Source organism: Streptococcus sanguinis (assembly GCF_019929225.1).
Lineage (GTDB): Bacteria > Bacillota > Bacilli > Lactobacillales > Streptococcaceae > Streptococcus > Streptococcus sanguinis_J.
On sequence record NZ_JAHZPA010000001.1, the window covers coordinates 209,079 to 225,698 of the forward strand.

The following is a 16,620-nucleotide window of genomic DNA, read 5'->3' on the forward strand; positions in this document are numbered from 1 at the left end:
GAAGAAAGAAAAAATATGTACAAGACTTATTATACATCTCCGATTGGCCGTATTCTCATCTTGACAGACGCAAATGCCTTGTTGGGACTTTGGTTTGAGGGCCAGAAATATTTTGGAGCAGGCTACGATTTGGAGCAAGCGAAGCAGGAGGAGACAGAAATCAGCCGACGCGTCTCTGCTTGGCTGGATGCTTATTTCAAGGGAGAAAATCCCGCGACAGATGAAATTCTATTGGCACCTCAAGTGACTGAGTTTAGAAGCAAGGTTCTGACAGTACTACAGAAGGTTCCCTATGGGCAAACGGCTACCTATTCAGACATTTTGCGGGAGTTGCAGGCTGAGTATGGAAAGATTGGCTCGGCTAGAGCAGTCGGTGGCGCTATCGGTCATAATCCGATTTCCCTTCTGATTCCCTGTCACCGGATTGTCGGAAGCGACGGCAAATTGACAGGCTATGCCGGCGGTCTTGATAAAAAAGCTTTCCTATTGAAACTAGAGGCGGGGGAGAAGACTGAATAAATCTTTCCACTCAAGACTTTTACCATTTTACTGGTGAGAGTCTTTTGCTTGCATTAATAAACTAAAAACCCCTTTGTCAGTCGCTGTGAGTGACAAAGGGGTTTTTCATTAGTTGATATGCCATTGTGTGGCCAGCCAGTCGGCAAAGTCGGCATAGCGCTCTTTGAGGGCTTCATGATGCCCGTAAGGGTCAAATATGGAGTAAGTAGTAAGGATTTCTTTCTGAATCAAGCGATGAATTTCTTCAGCATAAAAAGGAGCTTTGGAAAGTCGGTTCGAGTGATTCGCGCCTTCTGTCTTTCCATTCTGCAAATAGACTAGACAGTCCTTATTTTTCAAGTCCTGGGTCCGGCAATAGTCGGTAAAACCCGGGTACCAAAAGGAGCCGCAGATAGAAAAGACACAGGGGATCTTGCAATCGCTATAGAGACTGTAAACAGCCGCTAGTCCACCGAGAGAGTAGCCACCATAGGCAATTCTTTTGTCATCCAGTAGGTAGTGCTGTCTGATTTCTGTTAATATACCGCTGAAGAGCTTTTGGTGGTAGCTATCTGCTCTGCCACCAAAATCAGGATTGCCAGGCTTTAGAGCATTGGCTTTCCAGGGTGTATAATCGTCCAGCCTATTGTTCGGTATCAGTCCGATCAAGATTACTGATGAAGAAAGCCTGCTCAGATAGTTTATCTGGCCATCATTTAGCAAGATTGCTGGATAAGGTCGTGATCCGTCATAATCTTGGGGCAGAGTAATATTGACAGTGATACTCTCCCAAACAAAGGTCTTATTTATTGACAAAGTCATTGATTTTCTCGAGTGAGTCAATTACAGCAGGACCATAATCCATGAACTCATCATAGGAGATGGTCATGATTTTCTGATTTTTGACCGCTGGGACATCTTCCAGAACTGGATTAGCTTTCATTAAATCAACTGCTTGTTCATCCATGGCCTTGTTGCGGTCGCTGGTTACATAGATGATGACTTCTGGATCCATAGAGACCAGGTTTTCCAAGGTTAGGTCAGAGGTTCCGGTCGCTACATTGGTATAGCCGAGCTGGTTAAGCAAGCTCTCCTGCAGGGCAGATTTATAAGCACCGAAAGTCTCATCGTTGTAGGCACACATGATGAGCGCTTTTTTCTTTTCGCCTTGGCTAGCCTTATTAGCTTTCTTGACAGTGTCAATTCTTGCCTGCAGTTGATCAGCATATTGATTGGCCTTGTCTTGGACGTTAAAGATGGTTCCTATATTTTTAACATCTTCAACGATATTGCCTAGGTCTTGTTTAGTATTGGACAGGGAAGCCTTCTGTGTATAGACAGGGATTTTGTTTTCATTCCAGGCACTGACTGTCCCCAGAGACTTCTCGGAAAACATCATGTTTCGGCCAAGAAGAGCGTCTGGCTCATAAGATAGCACAGTTTCCTGTGATACGGTTTTCTTGTCGCCGACTTGCGGAATGGTGGCAATATCAGCCTTGTATTTATCTGTGACATCGTTGTCTGGATTGAGCATACCGGCGATCTTGTCTTTCAATCCTAGTTCAATCAGGACTTCGGTCGTCGAAAGGTTGTTGGTGATGACCTTTTCCGGTGCCTTTTCAAAGACCTGATCAATCTCCTTGCCTTCGGCATCGTAAGTTTTGATTGTCACTGGATATTTTGTCTCTGCTGTGCTCTTTTTCGCGCTTTCTGTTTTGGAGGAAGATTGCGAAGTTGAGCTTTCTTTCGTACTTTCCTTAGATGAAGAATTGCAGGCTGCCATTGTCAGTGCAGCAGTTGCGACGAGTAAGATACTGAGTGTTTTTTTCATATTGCCTTCCTTTCTTGGGCTTGGAGCTTGTATAGATAAAGCTGAAAACAGATTCTTATAGATACTGAATCATGGCCTGTCGATCCTTGGTCCAGATCACTTTGCTCTGAATACCGTAAACGGTTTGCAGTGAATCATGGGTGATGGCCTCCTTTGGAGCGCCTTGGTATGCAATCTCACCTCCCTTCATGAGGTACAAATAGTCTGAATACCGACAAGCCAGTTGGATATCATGTAAAACAGCCAAAACATTGATGTTCAGGTCTTTGACGATACGAAGCATATCCAGCTGGTATTTGATATCCAGATGATTGGTCGGCTCGTCTAGGAGCAGTAGGCTTGGCTGTTGAGCCAAAGCGCGTGCCAGCAGGACTCTTTGCTTCTCACCACCAGACAGGGATAAATAGGTTCGATCTCTCTTGGACAGCATGTCTACCTGACTCAAGGCATGACGAACAAGGGCGTAGTCTTTATCGCTCTCTTTTTGAAAAAGAGACAGATGCGGCGTCCTGCCCAGCATGACGATTTCTTGGACGGTGCAGTCAAACTGAAGATGGTTAAACTGAGTTACAACGGCTATTTTCTGGGCTGCTTTTTTTATGCTGACCTGTTCAAGTGGCCTTCCGTTTAGATAAATGTCCCCGCTGTCGGGTTTGATTTGGCGGTAGATGGTTTTGAGCAGACTAGTTTTGCCGCTTCCGTTGGGCCCTAAAATGGTGTGAAATTGATTTCCCTCGACCGTGAGCGAAATTCCTTTTAAAATCTCTTTTTGGCCGACAGAATAGTGGATATTTTGGCAAGTTAGATCCATATCAGCTGCTTACCTCCTTTCGGCTTTTGGCTACAATGTAGATAAAGAAGGGTGCGCCGACCAAAGCGGTAAAGATCCCAATCGGCAGCTCGGCATTTTTGACCAAAATTCGAGCCAAAACATCTGCCCAGACAAGAAAGAGTGAGCCGAGCAGAGTAGCGATAGGAAAGAGCCTTTTGTAGTTGGTACCGACTAATCTTCGAGCAATGTGCGGAGTGATTAGTCCGACGAAGCCAATAATGCCGCAGCAGGCAACCAGCACCGCAGTCATGACTGCGACAACTGTGATATAGAGGAACCAGTAAAAACGCAGAGGTACTCCCAGTGTCAAAGCAGCTTCGTCCCCCATCATCATAGTATTGAAAATACGATACTGGGAACAGAAAAACAAAAAGGAAAGACCAACAACAAGAGCCGGTAAGGCTAAATCTGACCAAGAAGTTCCAGCCAGTGAGCCCATAGTCCAGAACTTAATCGTCATAACACTGTCAGCATTGGCACCGACGGAAATGATAAAGTTGGAAAAGGCGATAAAAAGGGCATTTACAACTGTTCCTGATAATATCAGACTGCTTGTCGTCATTTTTCCCTGCATGGATGCGATAAAAAGAACCACAGCCGATGCCAGAATAGCTCCTATAAAGGCGCCTGCGCCAGTAATGGATTTGAGCCCTAAGATGATACTTAGTGTGGCTCCGAAGGTTGCACCCGCTGAAATTCCTAAGATATAAGGCTCTGCGATAGGATTATTGACAGTAGATTGCATGACGCTGCCACAGACAGAAAGGCCAGCACCAGCCAGGATTCCCAAGAGCACTCTTGGAACCCGCATGTTCCAAACAATAGCGATTGTGGACGGAGATAGTTTGCCTGTGCCAAGGGGAAATCCGAGTTTGCTGAAAATAATCTGGTAAGTGTCTTGTATATCAATAGTGACCGATCCCAAGGAGACAGCTAAAAAGAGAGAACAAGCCAGAAAAATGACGAGAAGCAAGAGCAGGCAGATATAGCGAGAAAATCCGTGATTTTCTGACTTTTTAAAGAGCATCCAGACCTCCTTAACAGCAAAGATTAGAATTTTTAGACAATTTTTCATAAAAAATTATAACATTTTTAAATCAGAAGGGCAAGAAGGGATAAAAACCTCTGATATGATAAGGATTTGTGATTCTTTCTCTTCTCAATGATGAAATCATCTTGCTAGTGTAAAAACTGTTTAGTGCGGAGCAAAAGAGTTCTTCGGAAAGTCTCTGACAGACGACTTCATTGGAGGAAAAGCAGATGAACCTAAATGACTTGGTATAATTATTAGGAAACAAGAAAAAACGACAGAAAGTTTTCTATCGTTTTTTGAAATTATAAATGCTTAAGGACTAAGACAGCTATAACGATGCACAACAATGATAGCTCAAATAACCAGAAGTCGTCTGCCAAACCAAATAATCATTCAAGACATAATATAGGTTGATAAAATTCTATTCAAAATACAGCAAGTCCTTGCTAGTCTCGGTGAAGAGTTCAAAACCGTTCTTAGTGACATAGCCGCAGTCTTCGATGCGGACACCGACCTTGCCAGGGATGTAAATACCAGGTTCAACAGAGAAGCACATGCCTTCTTCGATGACCATGTCGTTGCCCTCCATGATAGATGGAAATTCGTGAACATCCATACCGATACCATGGCCGAGGCGGTGATTGAAATACTCACCGTAGCCTGCTTGTTCGATGACTTGCCGTGCTGCGCGGTCTACTTCATGAGCTGTGACGCCTGGCTTGATAAAGTCAAGAGCAGCTTGCTGGGCTTCCAATGTCAGATGGTAGATATCTTTTTTAAACTGATCCGGCTGGCCAACAGCAACAGTCCGCGTCATATCGCTGGCATAGCCATTGACCATACAGCCAAGGTCAAAGAGCAGGAGGGCGTTATTTTCGACTTTATTGGCACCGGGAATGCCGTGCGGATTAGCTGCATTATTTCCCGTCAGGACCATAGTTTCAAAGCTCATCTCATAGCCTTCGCGCTTGATGGCAAAGTCAATCTGAGCAATGATATCTGTTTCGGTATTTTCCAGTGAGATATTGTCAAAACCGATATTGACAGCCTTATCAGCATATTGCCCAGCTACCAGCATTTTCTGGATTTCATCGGCAGACTTAATCAGGCGTAAGCGGTTGACGTAAGGTGTCAGGTTGGCAAATTCTGCAGTTTCAAAGACAGTTTTCAATCCATGATATTTGGTCAAAATCAAGTTATCAAACTCAAGAGCTACAGTCTTGAAGGAGTGATCCGGTAAGGCAGCTTTAATCTTCTGCCAAGGATTTTCCGAGTCCATATAGCCAAGGACTGAAAATGAAACAGCTCCTGAAGCCCGCTCAACCTCTAGAGCTGGCACGAAGAGCAGGGGCTCATGGTCAGGATAGACAAACAAAAACATCTGCCGCTCGTGCGGGTCGCTGTAAAAACCAGTTAGATAATTGATGGTGACTGGATCAGACAGAACAGCAGCATCTAGCTTCTCATTCTCGAGATAGTGGGTGATTTGTTGGATTTTTGTCATGGTCACAACCTTCTTTCTATGCCTCTATTTTGGCAAAAAATGTCAAAAAAAGCAAGACTTTTCAAAAACTTATCAAAATACTTGAAAGTGTTTACAAGAAGTGATAAAATGGTGAATGTAGGAAAGTGAAAACGATATTTTCAATAGAAGAAAGGAAACTATATGAACACAGACGACACAGTAACTATTTATGATGTCGCCCGTGAAGCGGGAGTTTCGATGGCGACAGTCAGTCGGGTAGTGAATGGAAATAAGAACGTCAAAGAAAACACACGTAAAAAAGTTTTAGAGGTCATTGATCGTCTTGACTATCGTCCAAATGCAGTGGCACGTGGACTAGCCAGCAAGAAGACTACAACCGTCGGCGTTGTCATTCCTAATATTACCAATAGCTATTTCTCAACCTTGGCAAAAGGGATTGACGATATTGCTGAAATGTATAAATATAACATTGTCTTGGCTAACAGTGATGAGGATGATGATAAGGAAGTATCCGTTGTCAATACACTCTTTTCTAAGCAGGTGGATGGCATTATTTTCATGGGTTATCATCTGACAGAGAAAATTCGCTCAGAGTTTTCACGTTCGCGTACACCGGTCGTTTTGGCGGGTACTGTCGATGTGGAGCATCAGCTTCCGAGCGTCAATATTGACTACAAGCAAGCAACGGTTGATGCTGTAGAATTACTGGCTAAGCGCAATAAGAAAATTGCCTTTGTCAGCGGACCGCTCGTAGATGATATCAATGGGAAAATCCGTCTATCAGGCTATAAAGATGGCTTGAAGAACAAGAAACTTTCATACAGCGAAGGCTTGGTTTTTGAATCTAAATATTCTTATGATGATGGCTACCACTTGGCAGAGCGTGTTATTGCTTCCAAAGCAACTGCAGCTTTTGTCACAGGAGATGAACTGGCAGCAGGCCTCTTAAATGGTCTGTCTGATAAAGGCATCAAGGTTCCAGAAGATTTTGAAATCATTACCAGTGATGATTCGCAAGTAGCTCGTTTCACTCGTCCTAACCTTTCCACAATCGGTCAGCCTCTTTATGACATCGGCGCTATCAGTATGCGCATGCTGACTAAGATTATGCATAAGGAAGAATTGGAAGAACGCGAAGTTCTCCTAGCTCACAGCATTAGCGAGCGTAAATCAACTCGGAAATAAGCGGTGTCTGTAAGTCTGATTAGGAATTTCTCTGAACTTTAAAATCGAGTGAAGAGACTAAGTCAATGACTGCTTTAATGGAGTTTCATGACTATGAAGCGAGGCTGAGGTGTAGTACCTCAGCTTTTTTGTGTTTCCGTTTAGCTAGGGGTACTTTTTTAAGCCTTATCAGGCTTTAGATGGATTTTTTACCTCATTTGCCCTTGTGGTTTTCCTTTTTATTTTATTTTAGGTATAATAGGAAGTATGAAAGTATTACTGTATCTTGAAGGAAAGTCCGTTTTGGAGAAATCAGGAATCGGCCGAGCCCTCCAGCATCAGATGCATGCCTTGGATTTGGCTGGGATTCCTTATACGACGGACGTTTTAGGAGATTATGATGTGGTCCACATCAATACCTATGGTCCCCGTAGCTTGCTTCTTCTGCATGCTGCCAAGAGGGGCAATAAAAAAGTGATTATGCATGGGCATTCGACCAAGGAGGACTTTGAAAATTCCTTTATTGGATCCAATCTCTTTGCTCCGCTTTTTGGTAAATATCTGACTCACATGTATAAAAAGGCGGATTTCATTATCACACCGTCGGAGTATTCCAAGCAGCTGATCCAGTCCTATGGGGTCACTACACCCATGGTGGCTGTGTCAAACGGTATTGACCTGCCTAAGTATAAGAAAGATGCTCGCAAGGAAGAAGTTTTTAAAAAGTATTTTAAGATTGAAGAAGGGCAGAAGGTGGTCGTCTGTGCTGGCCTTTATTTTCGCCGCAAGGGGATTGAGGATTTTGTAGAGGTTGCTCGCAGGATGCCTGATGTGCGCTTTATCTGGCTGGGCTCTATCAATCTCTGGTTGATTCCGCGCAAGATTCGCCGGCTGGTTCTCTTTGACCATCCTGATAATGTCGAATTCCCTGGTTATTTTAAGGGAGCGGTATTTCAGGGAGCCATGTCTGGAGCAGATGCCTTCTTTTTCCCGTCCTATGAGGAAACTGAAGGAATTGTTGTCCTGGAAGCCTTGGCTAGTGAGCAGAATGTTGTGCTGCGTGATATTCCAGTCTATCAGGGCTGGGTGGATGAGCGTTCAGCCGAGCTCTGCCATAATGTAGATGAGTTTGTCCAGTCTCTGAGAAATGTCTTAGATAAAAAGGTGGACAAGCGCGAAGCAGGCTATCAGGTGGCTAAAAGCCGGTCTATTGACGATGTTGCAGATCAGTTAGTCAAGGCTTATCAAACAGTTTTGGAGATGTAAGATGCGTATTGGTCTTTTTACAGATACCTATTTTCCTCAGGTCTCTGGGGTTGCTACCAGTATTCGGACTTTGAAGACGGAGCTGGAAAAATTAGGTCACACGGTATTTATTTTTACGACGACGGACAAGGATGTCAATCGTTATGAGGATTGGCAAATTATTCGGATTCCCAGCGTACCTTTCTTTGCCTTTAAGGATCGAAGAGTGGCTTATCGAGGATTTTCTCATGCGCTAGAAATTGCCCGTCAGTACCAGCTGGACATTATCCATACCCAGACTGAGTTCTCACTAGGGCTGCTGGGGATTTGGATTGCCAAAGAGCTGCGGATTCCGGTAGTACATACCTACCATACCCAGTATGAGGATTATGTGCACTATATTGCCAAGGGGATGGTCATCCGTCCTAGCATGGTCAAGTACATCGTCCGTGGCTTCATGAGTGACTTGGATGGGGTTATCTGCCCTAGCGAGATTGTTTATGACCTTTTGGTTGATTATAAAATCGAAGCAGAAAAACGGGTGATTCCGACAGGAATTGAGCTGGCGAAGTTTGAGCGACCGGAAATTTCGCGTGAGGATATCAAGAAGCTCCGTTTCAAGCTAGGACTGGCTGAAGACGAGATTATGCTGCTCAGTCTGTCCCGTATTTCTTATGAAAAGAATATCCAGGCTATCGTTGAGGCGATGCCTGCCGTCCTTGAAGAAAATGACAAAGTCAAGTTGGTCATTGTCGGCGACGGTCCCTATGCGGAAGACTTGAAAGAACTGGTTGCCAAGCTTCAGATTGAAGAAGCTGTCATCTTTACGGGGATGATTGCTCCTAGTGATACGGCCCTTTACTATAAAGCTGCGGATTTCTTTATCTCTGCCTCAACCAGTGAGACTCAAGGTCTGACTTATCTGGAAAGCTTAGCCAGCGGTACACCAATTATTGCACATGGCAATCCTTATCTGGATAATGTTATCAGTGACAAGATTTTTGGGACCCTTTATTACCAAGAGCGGGATTTATCAGGTGCTATTTTAGAGGCGATTATTGCGACGCCTGACATGGATGAGCAGAAGTTAGAAGACAAGCTCTACGAGATTTCAGCGGAGAATTTTGGCCGCAGAGTCTATGAGTTTTATCTGGATTTGACTATTTCCAAGGACTTCCATAACGAGCTTAGCCCAGAGGAAAGTGCTGCCAAGCGTCTGGCCAAGACGGTGGCCTATCTGCCTGGCAAGGTCATCTCTCTTCCCATCAATGGCTCCGTTCGTATCCTCAAAGCTTCGAGTAAGCAAGTGAAAAAAATCAGGAATATTACTAAATTATTAGAATAGAAACATGCCTTGCATCATTGTGGCAATAGCTATTTATGCAAGGTTTTGTTTAGAAATAGAGGAGAAATCTTATGAAAAAATATCTCAAACAGCTGCCTTTGTTGCTTTTGTTCTATGGCATTGTCGTTGGTTCGGGCTTGATTTGGGAACAAATTTGGCAATATTTTATAAATAATACAGAAAGTATGGGAAGCGATTTGAACTGGCTTTCTAATCTTAATTTATTTTATTATGCTTTGCTGCTTCCTTTGATTGGTGCAGTGATTGTTTATATAAATACTCGGATGCAAGGTTTTTCTCTGCCCTTTCTTCTTTTGATTCCAGGGGTTCAGTATTATTATCTATTCAAAAACTTTTTTGACGGACTTTTTTATTCAGGAGACAAGATTTATAATCCAATCACTTCCACGCTTTATAATGCTAGAGATATCCATGTCTTGTTATTCCTTTCTTTGGGAGGAATGCTGTTGGCAGAGCAATACCGTAAAAAACGTCAAGCTGCAACTTTGAGTCAAGAGTCTCTAAATCATTTTTCTGGTTTTGATGGTCAATAGCTCTTGCAAATTTTTCCAATCGTGCTATAATGTTTTCTAGAGACATATCACCTGCAGGAAATCTTTTAGAGAGCGCGTGGAGCTGGAAATCGCGTAGAGGATGCAGTTGGGACTACTCTATTAGCTTTTATGCAAACATAAAACGGTGGCTACGTTAAAGCCGATTCGAGGTGTAAGTCTTTTGACTTGCATAAATGAAGGTGGAACCACGTTGCGACGTCCTTTTGAGGATGTCGTTTTTCTTTTGTCAGAAGGAGGGGGAATGATGCTTTATATGATTGGCGGCTCGCCTTGTAGTGGGAAGTCAACAATTTCTTCACTTCTTGCTAGACAGTATCAGCTGCTTCATATCAAACTGGATGATTTGGTAGACGAGATGATGAGTCAAGCAAGTGCAGATTCACAGCCGATTTGCCTTCTTAGACAGGACAGAAATCCGGAACAAATCTGGATGAGAAATCCAGAAGAGATGGCAGATGAAGAATGGCGCTTTTATGAAGAGATTTTTCCTTATGTAAAATCTTACTTGATAAAAAATCAAGATAGACCACTCTTGGTTGAGGGGGCAGGACTTTTGCCTCATTTGGTAAAGGAACTTGAATGGCCAGCGTCTTCCTATCTATGCTTGACTCCAACAGCTGATTTTCAGAAAAAGCATTATAGACAGAGAGAATGGGTTCCTTATGTCTTAGAGGGAACAACCAATCCTGAGCAAGCTTTTGAAAACTGGATGCAGCGAGACATTCTTTTTGCCCAAATGGTTCGGAAGGAAGCGGTGAGATTAGGCTATCCTAGCCTCATAACAGATGGTAGTCAGTCAGAAAAGCAGACTGCGGAAGAGATTGCTCGAATCTTTAAATTGCTTAACAGAAACAATATAATATTAAAGGAGAAAACTCATGATTAAGATTACTTTCCCAGATGGCGCTGTTCGTGAATTCGAATCTGGCGTGTCAACTTTTGAAATTGCTCAATCTATCAGCAATTCCCTAGCTAAAAAAGCCTTGGCTGGTAAATTCAACGGCAAATTGATTGATACAACTCGTGCCATCACTGAAGATGGTGCTATTGAAATCGTGACACCTGACCACGAAGATGCTTTAGATATCTTGCGTCACTCTGCAGCCCACTTGTTTGCGCAAGCAGCTCGTCGTCTTTTCCCAGATATTCACTTGGGCGTTGGCCCTGCCATTCAGGATGGTTTCTACTACGATACAGATAATGAAGCTGGGCAAATTTCAAATGAAGATCTGCCTCGTATCGAAGAGGAAATGAAGAAAATCGTCAAAGAAAACTTCCCATCCATCCGTGAGGAAGTGACCAAGGATGAGGCGCGTGAAATTTTCAAAAACGATCCTTACAAGTTGGAATTGATTGAAGAGCACTCTGAAGATGAGGGTGGTTTGACCATCTACCGTCAGGGTGAATATGTGGATCTCTGCCGTGGGCCTCACGTTCCATCTACAGGTCGGATTCAAATCTTCCATCTCTTGAACGTGGCTGGAGCATACTGGCGCGGGAACAGCGACAATGCTATGATGCAGCGAGTCTATGGTACTGCTTGGTTTGACAAGAAAGACCTGAAGAAATATCTGCAAATGCGGGAAGAAGCCAAAGAACGCGACCACCGTAAGTTAGGGAAAGAGCTGGATCTCTTCATGATTTCTCAAGAAGTGGGTCAAGGTTTGCCATTCTGGCTGCCAAATGGTGCGACTGTTCGTCGCGAGTTGGAGCGCTACATCGTTGATAAAGAGTTGGCTTCAGGCTACCAACACGTCTACACTCCGCCTTTGGCTTCTGTGGAGCTTTATAAGACTTCTGGCCACTGGGAGCACTACCAAGAGGATATGTTCCCAACCATGGATATGGGTGATGGAGAAGAGTTTGTTCTGCGGCCGATGAACTGCCCTCACCACATCCAGGTCTACAAACATCATGTTCACTCTTACCGTGAGTTGCCAATCCGTATCGCTGAGATTGGCATGATGCACCGCTACGAAAAATCTGGTGCCCTGACTGGTTTGCAGCGGGTTCGTGAAATGTCCTTGAACGATGGCCACTTGTTTGTAACGCCAGAGCAGATTCAGGAAGAATTCCAGCGTGCGCTGCAGTTGATTATCGACGTTTACGCTGACTTCAACTTGACTGAATATCGTTTCCGTCTGTCTCTTCGTGACCCTCAGGATACACATAAGTATTTTGATAACGATGAGATGTGGGAAAATGCCCAAACCATGCTGCGAGCAGCCCTTGATGAAATGGGTGTGGACTACTTTGAGGCAGAAGGAGAGGCAGCCTTCTACGGTCCAAAACTCGATATCCAAGTTAAAACAGCCCTTGGAAATGAGGAAACTCTATCAACTATCCAGCTGGACTTCCTCTTGCCAGAGCGCTTTGACCTCAAGTATGTCGGCGCTGACGGTGAAGAGCATCGCCCAGTTATGATTCACCGTGGAGTTATCTCAACCATGGAGCGCTTTACAGCCATCTTGATTGAAAATTACAAGGGTGCCTTCCCGACCTGGCTGGCTCCGCATCAAGTGACTTTGATTCCAGTTTCTAATGAAGCCCATATCGACTATGCTTGGCAAGTGGCTAAGAAGCTGCGCGACAAGGGTGTTCGTGCTGATGTGGATGAGCGTAATGAAAAAATGCAGTACAAGATTCGTGCCTCACAAACTAGCAAGATTCCTTATCAGCTAATCGTTGGTGACAAGGAAGTAGAAGACGGTACTGTTAATGTCCGCCGCTACGGTCAAAAAGAAACACATACAATACCAGTAGACGAATTTGTAGAGCAAATCTTAGCAGACATTGCCAACAAATCACGCCTTGAAAAGTAGCATTTATTAGATAACAATTAAACCCGAGCAATTGGCTCGGGTTTAATTGTTATCTACCTACAGATAGAAACTTCTTTAACTAATTATGTTAGCAAGTTTTATCTTAATGCAAGTATTTATCCACATAATCATCAAAATCAGGATACTCATTTCTGTTCATGGCATAGAGCATTTCCCCATAGAGAGGGTCGCTAGACGGGTCGTCAGGTTCTAGAAGAGTAGCTATTTTCATATCATCATCTGGGAAAAGGATGGTGTAGTGATAGGTGTCGCTGACAGTGATACTGTAATATTTGGTATTATCTTGGTAGCCTGACTTATCTATCTTATAGTGAAATTCTTTATCGCCTAGCTTGCCTGTCTTGTCATTGAAGACAATGTCAATGTCCTCTCCATTTGCTTTCTGAGCCTTCCATTTTCCCTGGAAGCTAGTGTGCTGACCGCAGGCGCTGAGAAAGATTGCTGTTAAGAAAGTGATGAAAAGCCATGTTAGTTTTTTCATATCGTTCTCCTTGTCTATCCTTTGATATTATTCTACCACAAATGTTAAAAATAAAAAAGTTGAGTTGGTAAACTCAACTTTTGCACAGTAGGTCTGTATCTGAGCTACTTATTCTGCAGCTTGAGCCCAGCGTTGGGATAGCTTGCGCGAGAAGCTGGAAATAGCGAAGTTAATCAGGAAATAGATGGCTGCTACTAATAAGTAGAGTGCGAAGACCTGTTCAGCTTCAAAATAGCGCCCCATTAGAATTTGAGCAGAACCAAAGAGTTCTTGGAGCGCAATAACAGAATAGAGCAGGCTGGTATCCTTAATCACTGTGACAAACTGAGAAATGATGGCTGGCAGCATTTTCCGAATAGCCTGAGGTAGGATGATATAACGCATAATCTGAAACTGAGTAAATCCTTGAGATAAGCCAGCTTCAGTCTGACCTGGGTCAATGGCATTGAGACCGCCCCGGATAATTTCTGCCAAAGCAGCAGAAGTAAAGACAGTGAAGCTGATGATACCGGCTGGCGTTGACTTAATCTGAAAGACTAAAAAGATAGTGAAAATCCAGAGCAGATTGGGTACATTACGGACAAATTCGATGTAAATGCTGGCAATCAGCTTGAGCAGTTTATTTTTTCCATTTCGCATGACGGCTAGAATAGTTCCAAAAATCGTGGATAGGACAATGGAAATGAAAGAAATTTGCAGTGTCAGCCAGAGCCCCTTAAGGATAAAGAGGAGGTTGTTTGTGGTTAAGACTTTTAAAATATTTTCCATAGAGACCTCCTTAGATGCTGTAAGCTTGTTTATTGGCTTCCTCTACCTTACGTCCCCAGCTAGCGATAGGGAAGCAAAGGAGGAAGTAGAGCAAAGCTGCTCCAGCAAAGGCTGGGATGTAGTTGGAATTCAGAGCAGACCAGGACTTGGTCACGAACATCAGATCCATACCAGAGATAATAGCGACGGTAGAAGTGTTTTTTATCAGATTGACGACCTGATTGATTAACGGTGGCAGGATAATCCGAAAAGCTTGGGGCAGGATGATGTATCGCATGGTTTCTACATAGGTAAAGCCCTGAGAGAGTGCAGCTTCGGTCTGTCCACGAGGAATGGACTGAATACCTGAGCGAATAACTTCAGCGATATAAGCACCGTGGTACAGTCCTACACAGAGCACCGCAGTCCAATAGATTGAGGGCATGATGGTGTAATTGCTGACTAGCGGAAGACCGTAAAAGACAATTACAAATTGAACTAAGAGTGGTGTATTCTGGTAAAACTCAACAAAAATACGAGCTAGACCACGTAGAACTTTGTGCTTACCTGTGCTGATAGCTCCGAAGAAAATCCCTAGTAAAAGAGCCAAGGTCAGGGCACCGATAGAAATGGCTAAGGTAAAGAGGAATCCTTGGAAAAATTTGCCAAAGTCCGCAAAGTATGCCTGCCAAGAAGAAATACTAAAACTCATGGGGTCTCCTTTCTAATCATCTGTTGAAGCAGATGGTTTTAAATCATATTTGTCATAAATTTTCTGTAGACTGCCGTCTTCCTTCCATTTAGAGATTAGGCCATCTACATAGTCATTCAATTGAGTATTGGATTTTTTTGTTACCACACCATAATCAGCTTTTTTAAAGCTGTAATCCAGAATGTTTGACTTGGAGCTTACATAGCCGGTTAGGATTGACTTATCAACAGAAATGGCATCAATACGGTGAGCCCGCAAGGAAACAGCGAGTTCAGGGTAGGAGCCTAACTCCACATATTTGAAGTTGAGTTTTTTCTCTTGAGCGATTTCTTCCAGCAAGGTTTGAGTAATAGAACCTTGGACGACGCCGATAGTCTTGTTATTCAAGTCCTTGACGTCAGTAATTTTGCTGGATTTATTAACTAGAAAACCAGAAGCATCTGTGTAGTAAGGGGTTGTAAAATTATAAATTTCCTTACGCTCATCTGTGATAGTAAAAGTCGCAATGACCATGTCAACTTGCCCATTGTCCAGAAGTGGTCCGCGAGTTTGTGCGGTAACTGGGACGTAGTTGATTTTGACGCCTAGTTCCTTGGCAATTTTCTTTGCAATATCGATTTCTAGACCGCTGTAAGTATTACTATCAGGATTGAGGTAACCAAAGTTAGGTACATCCTGCTTGACACCGACATTAAGGATTCCGCGTTTCTGGATGGCTTTGACCTGTTGGCTGGTACTAGAATCAGCTTGTGCGGGAACGGCGTGAATCAAGCCAAGAGTCAATAGGAGTAAGACTAGGCTGATGATTATTTTCTTTAGTTTCATAGATCTTCTCCTTTCTAAGAAAGCACGTTATCACTCTCATGATTGATAATTTTACTGAGAAACTGCTTAGCGCGAGGTTCGGTAGGATTGTCAAAGAAAGCATCAACATCAGTAGTATCCACCAGTACCTCACCGTCTGCCATGAAGATAATGCGGTCAGCTACCTCACGGGCAAAGCCCATTTCGTGTGTGACCACAATCATGTTCATGCCGTCTTTGGCTAATTTTTGCATAACGGCCAGAACATCCCCGATTGTTTCAGGGTCCAGGGCAGAAGTCGGTTCATCAAAGAGCAGGAGCTCAGGGTGCATGGCTAAACCACGGGCAATGGCAATCCTTTGCTTTTGTCCACCGGACAGCATGCCTGGGTAGGAGTCTTTCTTGTCCCACATGTTGACAAATTCTAGATATTTTTGAGCGATTTTTTTAGCTTCTTGTTTATCCATTCCTAGAACTTTAATAGGCGCCAAAGTGACATTTTCTAACACCGTTTTGTGGGGGTAAAGATTAAAGTGTTGAAAGACCATTCCGACTTCTTTGCGTAAGTTGACCAGATCTTTAGCAGCAGCGTTCACGACCTCGTGGCCATTGACAATCAGACTCCCCTGATCAATGCCTTCTAAAGCGTTGATTGTACGGATAAGAGTAGATTTTCCTGAGCCAGATGGTCCCAGCAGTACAACTACTTGCCCTTTTTCAAAACTGAGATTGATATTGCGCAGAGCGTGGTAATCTCCGTAATACTTTTCGACATTTTTAAATTCAACTAAAGCCATATCTTTCTCCTTTGTGTTAGATAATATGACATAGATTTTACCATAGAATAAATAAACTGTCAAATTGAATAAAAATGACTATTTTTATTCAGAGAGAAATTTTTTTGATGAGAATCGTCCATTTTCTACAAATGTGGAATAAAAATGGCTTGAATTAGTGTTTTTTAAGAAAACTTTGGTATAATAAGACTATATAAATAAATAAAATTGGATTGGGAGTCTAGCTA

17 protein-coding genes are annotated in these 16,620 nt (G+C 43.3%); 7 read left to right on the forward strand and 10 right to left on the reverse strand.

Annotated elements, in window-relative coordinates; all coding sequences use genetic code 11:
• Positions 1-15: 15 nt before the first annotated feature.
• On the forward strand, positions 16-519 hold the full coding sequence (locus K1I80_RS01095; protein ID WP_223313339.1) for a methylated-DNA--[protein]-cysteine S-methyltransferase: 504 nt from the start codon (positions 16-18) through the stop codon (positions 517-519).
• A gap of 108 nt (positions 520-627) precedes the next feature.
• Here the strand turns inward: K1I80_RS01095 and K1I80_RS01100 are convergent, their stop codons facing one another.
• The 5 genes from K1I80_RS01100 to K1I80_RS01120 all read right to left on the reverse strand — a co-directional run bounded on the left by K1I80_RS01100 (position 628) and on the right by K1I80_RS01120 (position 5,698).
• Positions 628-1,320, reverse strand: a complete 693-nt coding sequence (locus tag K1I80_RS01100) for an alpha/beta hydrolase-fold protein (RefSeq protein WP_223313338.1) — start codon at positions 1,318-1,320, stop codon at positions 628-630.
• Entirely contained in the window at positions 1,301-2,329 is a 1,029-nt protein-coding gene (locus tag K1I80_RS01105; protein ID WP_125390367.1) for an ABC transporter substrate-binding protein, read from the reverse strand. The genes K1I80_RS01100 and K1I80_RS01105 overlap by 20 nt, the downstream gene beginning before the upstream one ends.
• 55 nt (positions 2,330-2,384) lie before the next feature.
• Positions 2,385-3,140 carry an ABC transporter ATP-binding protein gene (locus tag K1I80_RS01110; RefSeq protein WP_168955729.1) on the reverse strand — a complete coding sequence of 252 codons (756 nt, stop codon included), beginning with the start codon at positions 3,138-3,140 and terminating at the stop codon, positions 2,385-2,387.
• Between the two features lies 1 nt (position 3,141).
• On the reverse strand, positions 3,142-4,188 hold the full coding sequence (locus tag K1I80_RS01115; protein WP_223313337.1) for a FecCD family ABC transporter permease: 1,047 nt from the start codon (positions 4,186-4,188) through the stop codon (positions 3,142-3,144).
• A 427-nt stretch (positions 4,189-4,615) separates the two neighbouring features.
• On the reverse strand, positions 4,616-5,698 hold the full coding sequence (locus K1I80_RS01120) for a M24 family metallopeptidase (protein ID WP_223313336.1): 1,083 nt from the start codon (positions 5,696-5,698) through the stop codon (positions 4,616-4,618).
• Positions 5,699-5,860: 162 nt separating this feature from the next.
• Here K1I80_RS01120 and ccpA point away from each other — a divergent pair, with 162 nt between their 5' ends.
• From ccpA to thrS, 6 genes are all read left to right on the forward strand, one after another.
• On the forward strand, positions 5,861-6,865 hold the full coding sequence (gene ccpA / locus K1I80_RS01125; protein WP_125434394.1) for a catabolite control protein A: 1,005 nt from the start codon (positions 5,861-5,863) through the stop codon (positions 6,863-6,865).
• Between the two features lie 246 nt (positions 6,866-7,111).
• The gene (locus K1I80_RS01130) at positions 7,112-8,110 is read left to right on the forward strand and encodes a glycosyltransferase family 4 protein (RefSeq protein WP_032912409.1); all 999 of its coding nucleotides are present in this window, start codon (positions 7,112-7,114) and stop codon (positions 8,108-8,110) included.
• Between the two features lies 1 nt (position 8,111).
• Entirely contained in the window at positions 8,112-9,434 is a 1,323-nt protein-coding gene (locus K1I80_RS01135; RefSeq protein ID WP_002913364.1) for a glycosyltransferase family 4 protein, read from the forward strand.
• Positions 9,435-9,505: 71 nt separating this feature from the next.
• Positions 9,506-9,988: a hypothetical protein gene (locus K1I80_RS01140; protein ID WP_223313335.1), complete on the forward strand. Its 483-nt coding sequence runs from the start codon at positions 9,506-9,508 to the stop codon at positions 9,986-9,988.
• 262 nt (positions 9,989-10,250) lie between these two features.
• Entirely contained in the window at positions 10,251-10,895 is a 645-nt protein-coding gene (locus K1I80_RS01145) for an adenylate kinase family protein (protein WP_223313334.1), read from the forward strand.
• Positions 10,888-12,831, forward strand: a complete 1,944-nt coding sequence (thrS, locus tag K1I80_RS01150) for a threonine--tRNA ligase (protein WP_223313333.1) — start codon at positions 10,888-10,890, stop codon at positions 12,829-12,831. Before K1I80_RS01145 ends, thrS begins: the two co-directional genes overlap by 8 nt.
• A gap of 103 nt (positions 12,832-12,934) precedes the next feature.
• On the opposite strand, the gene K1I80_RS01155 is transcribed toward thrS, so the two are convergent.
• From K1I80_RS01155 to K1I80_RS01175, 5 genes are all read right to left on the reverse strand, one after another.
• Complete coding sequence (locus tag K1I80_RS01155; RefSeq protein ID WP_049540636.1) at positions 12,935-13,333, reverse strand: hypothetical protein; 399 nt, start codon at positions 13,331-13,333, stop codon at positions 12,935-12,937.
• A gap of 108 nt (positions 13,334-13,441) precedes the next feature.
• Entirely contained in the window at positions 13,442-14,101 is a 660-nt protein-coding gene (locus K1I80_RS01160) for an amino acid ABC transporter permease (RefSeq protein WP_223313332.1), read from the reverse strand.
• Positions 14,102-14,111: 10 nt separating this feature from the next.
• Positions 14,112-14,792 carry an amino acid ABC transporter permease gene (locus K1I80_RS01165; protein ID WP_002894931.1) on the reverse strand — a complete coding sequence of 227 codons (681 nt, stop codon included), beginning with the start codon at positions 14,790-14,792 and terminating at the stop codon, positions 14,112-14,114.
• A gap of 12 nt (positions 14,793-14,804) precedes the next feature.
• Positions 14,805-15,617: a transporter substrate-binding domain-containing protein gene (locus tag K1I80_RS01170; RefSeq protein WP_223313331.1), complete on the reverse strand. Its 813-nt coding sequence runs from the start codon at positions 15,615-15,617 to the stop codon at positions 14,805-14,807.
• Between the two features lie 14 nt (positions 15,618-15,631).
• Positions 15,632-16,393, reverse strand: a complete 762-nt coding sequence (locus K1I80_RS01175) for an amino acid ABC transporter ATP-binding protein (RefSeq protein WP_009659238.1) — start codon at positions 16,391-16,393, stop codon at positions 15,632-15,634.
• Positions 16,394-16,620 lie beyond the last annotated feature (227 nt).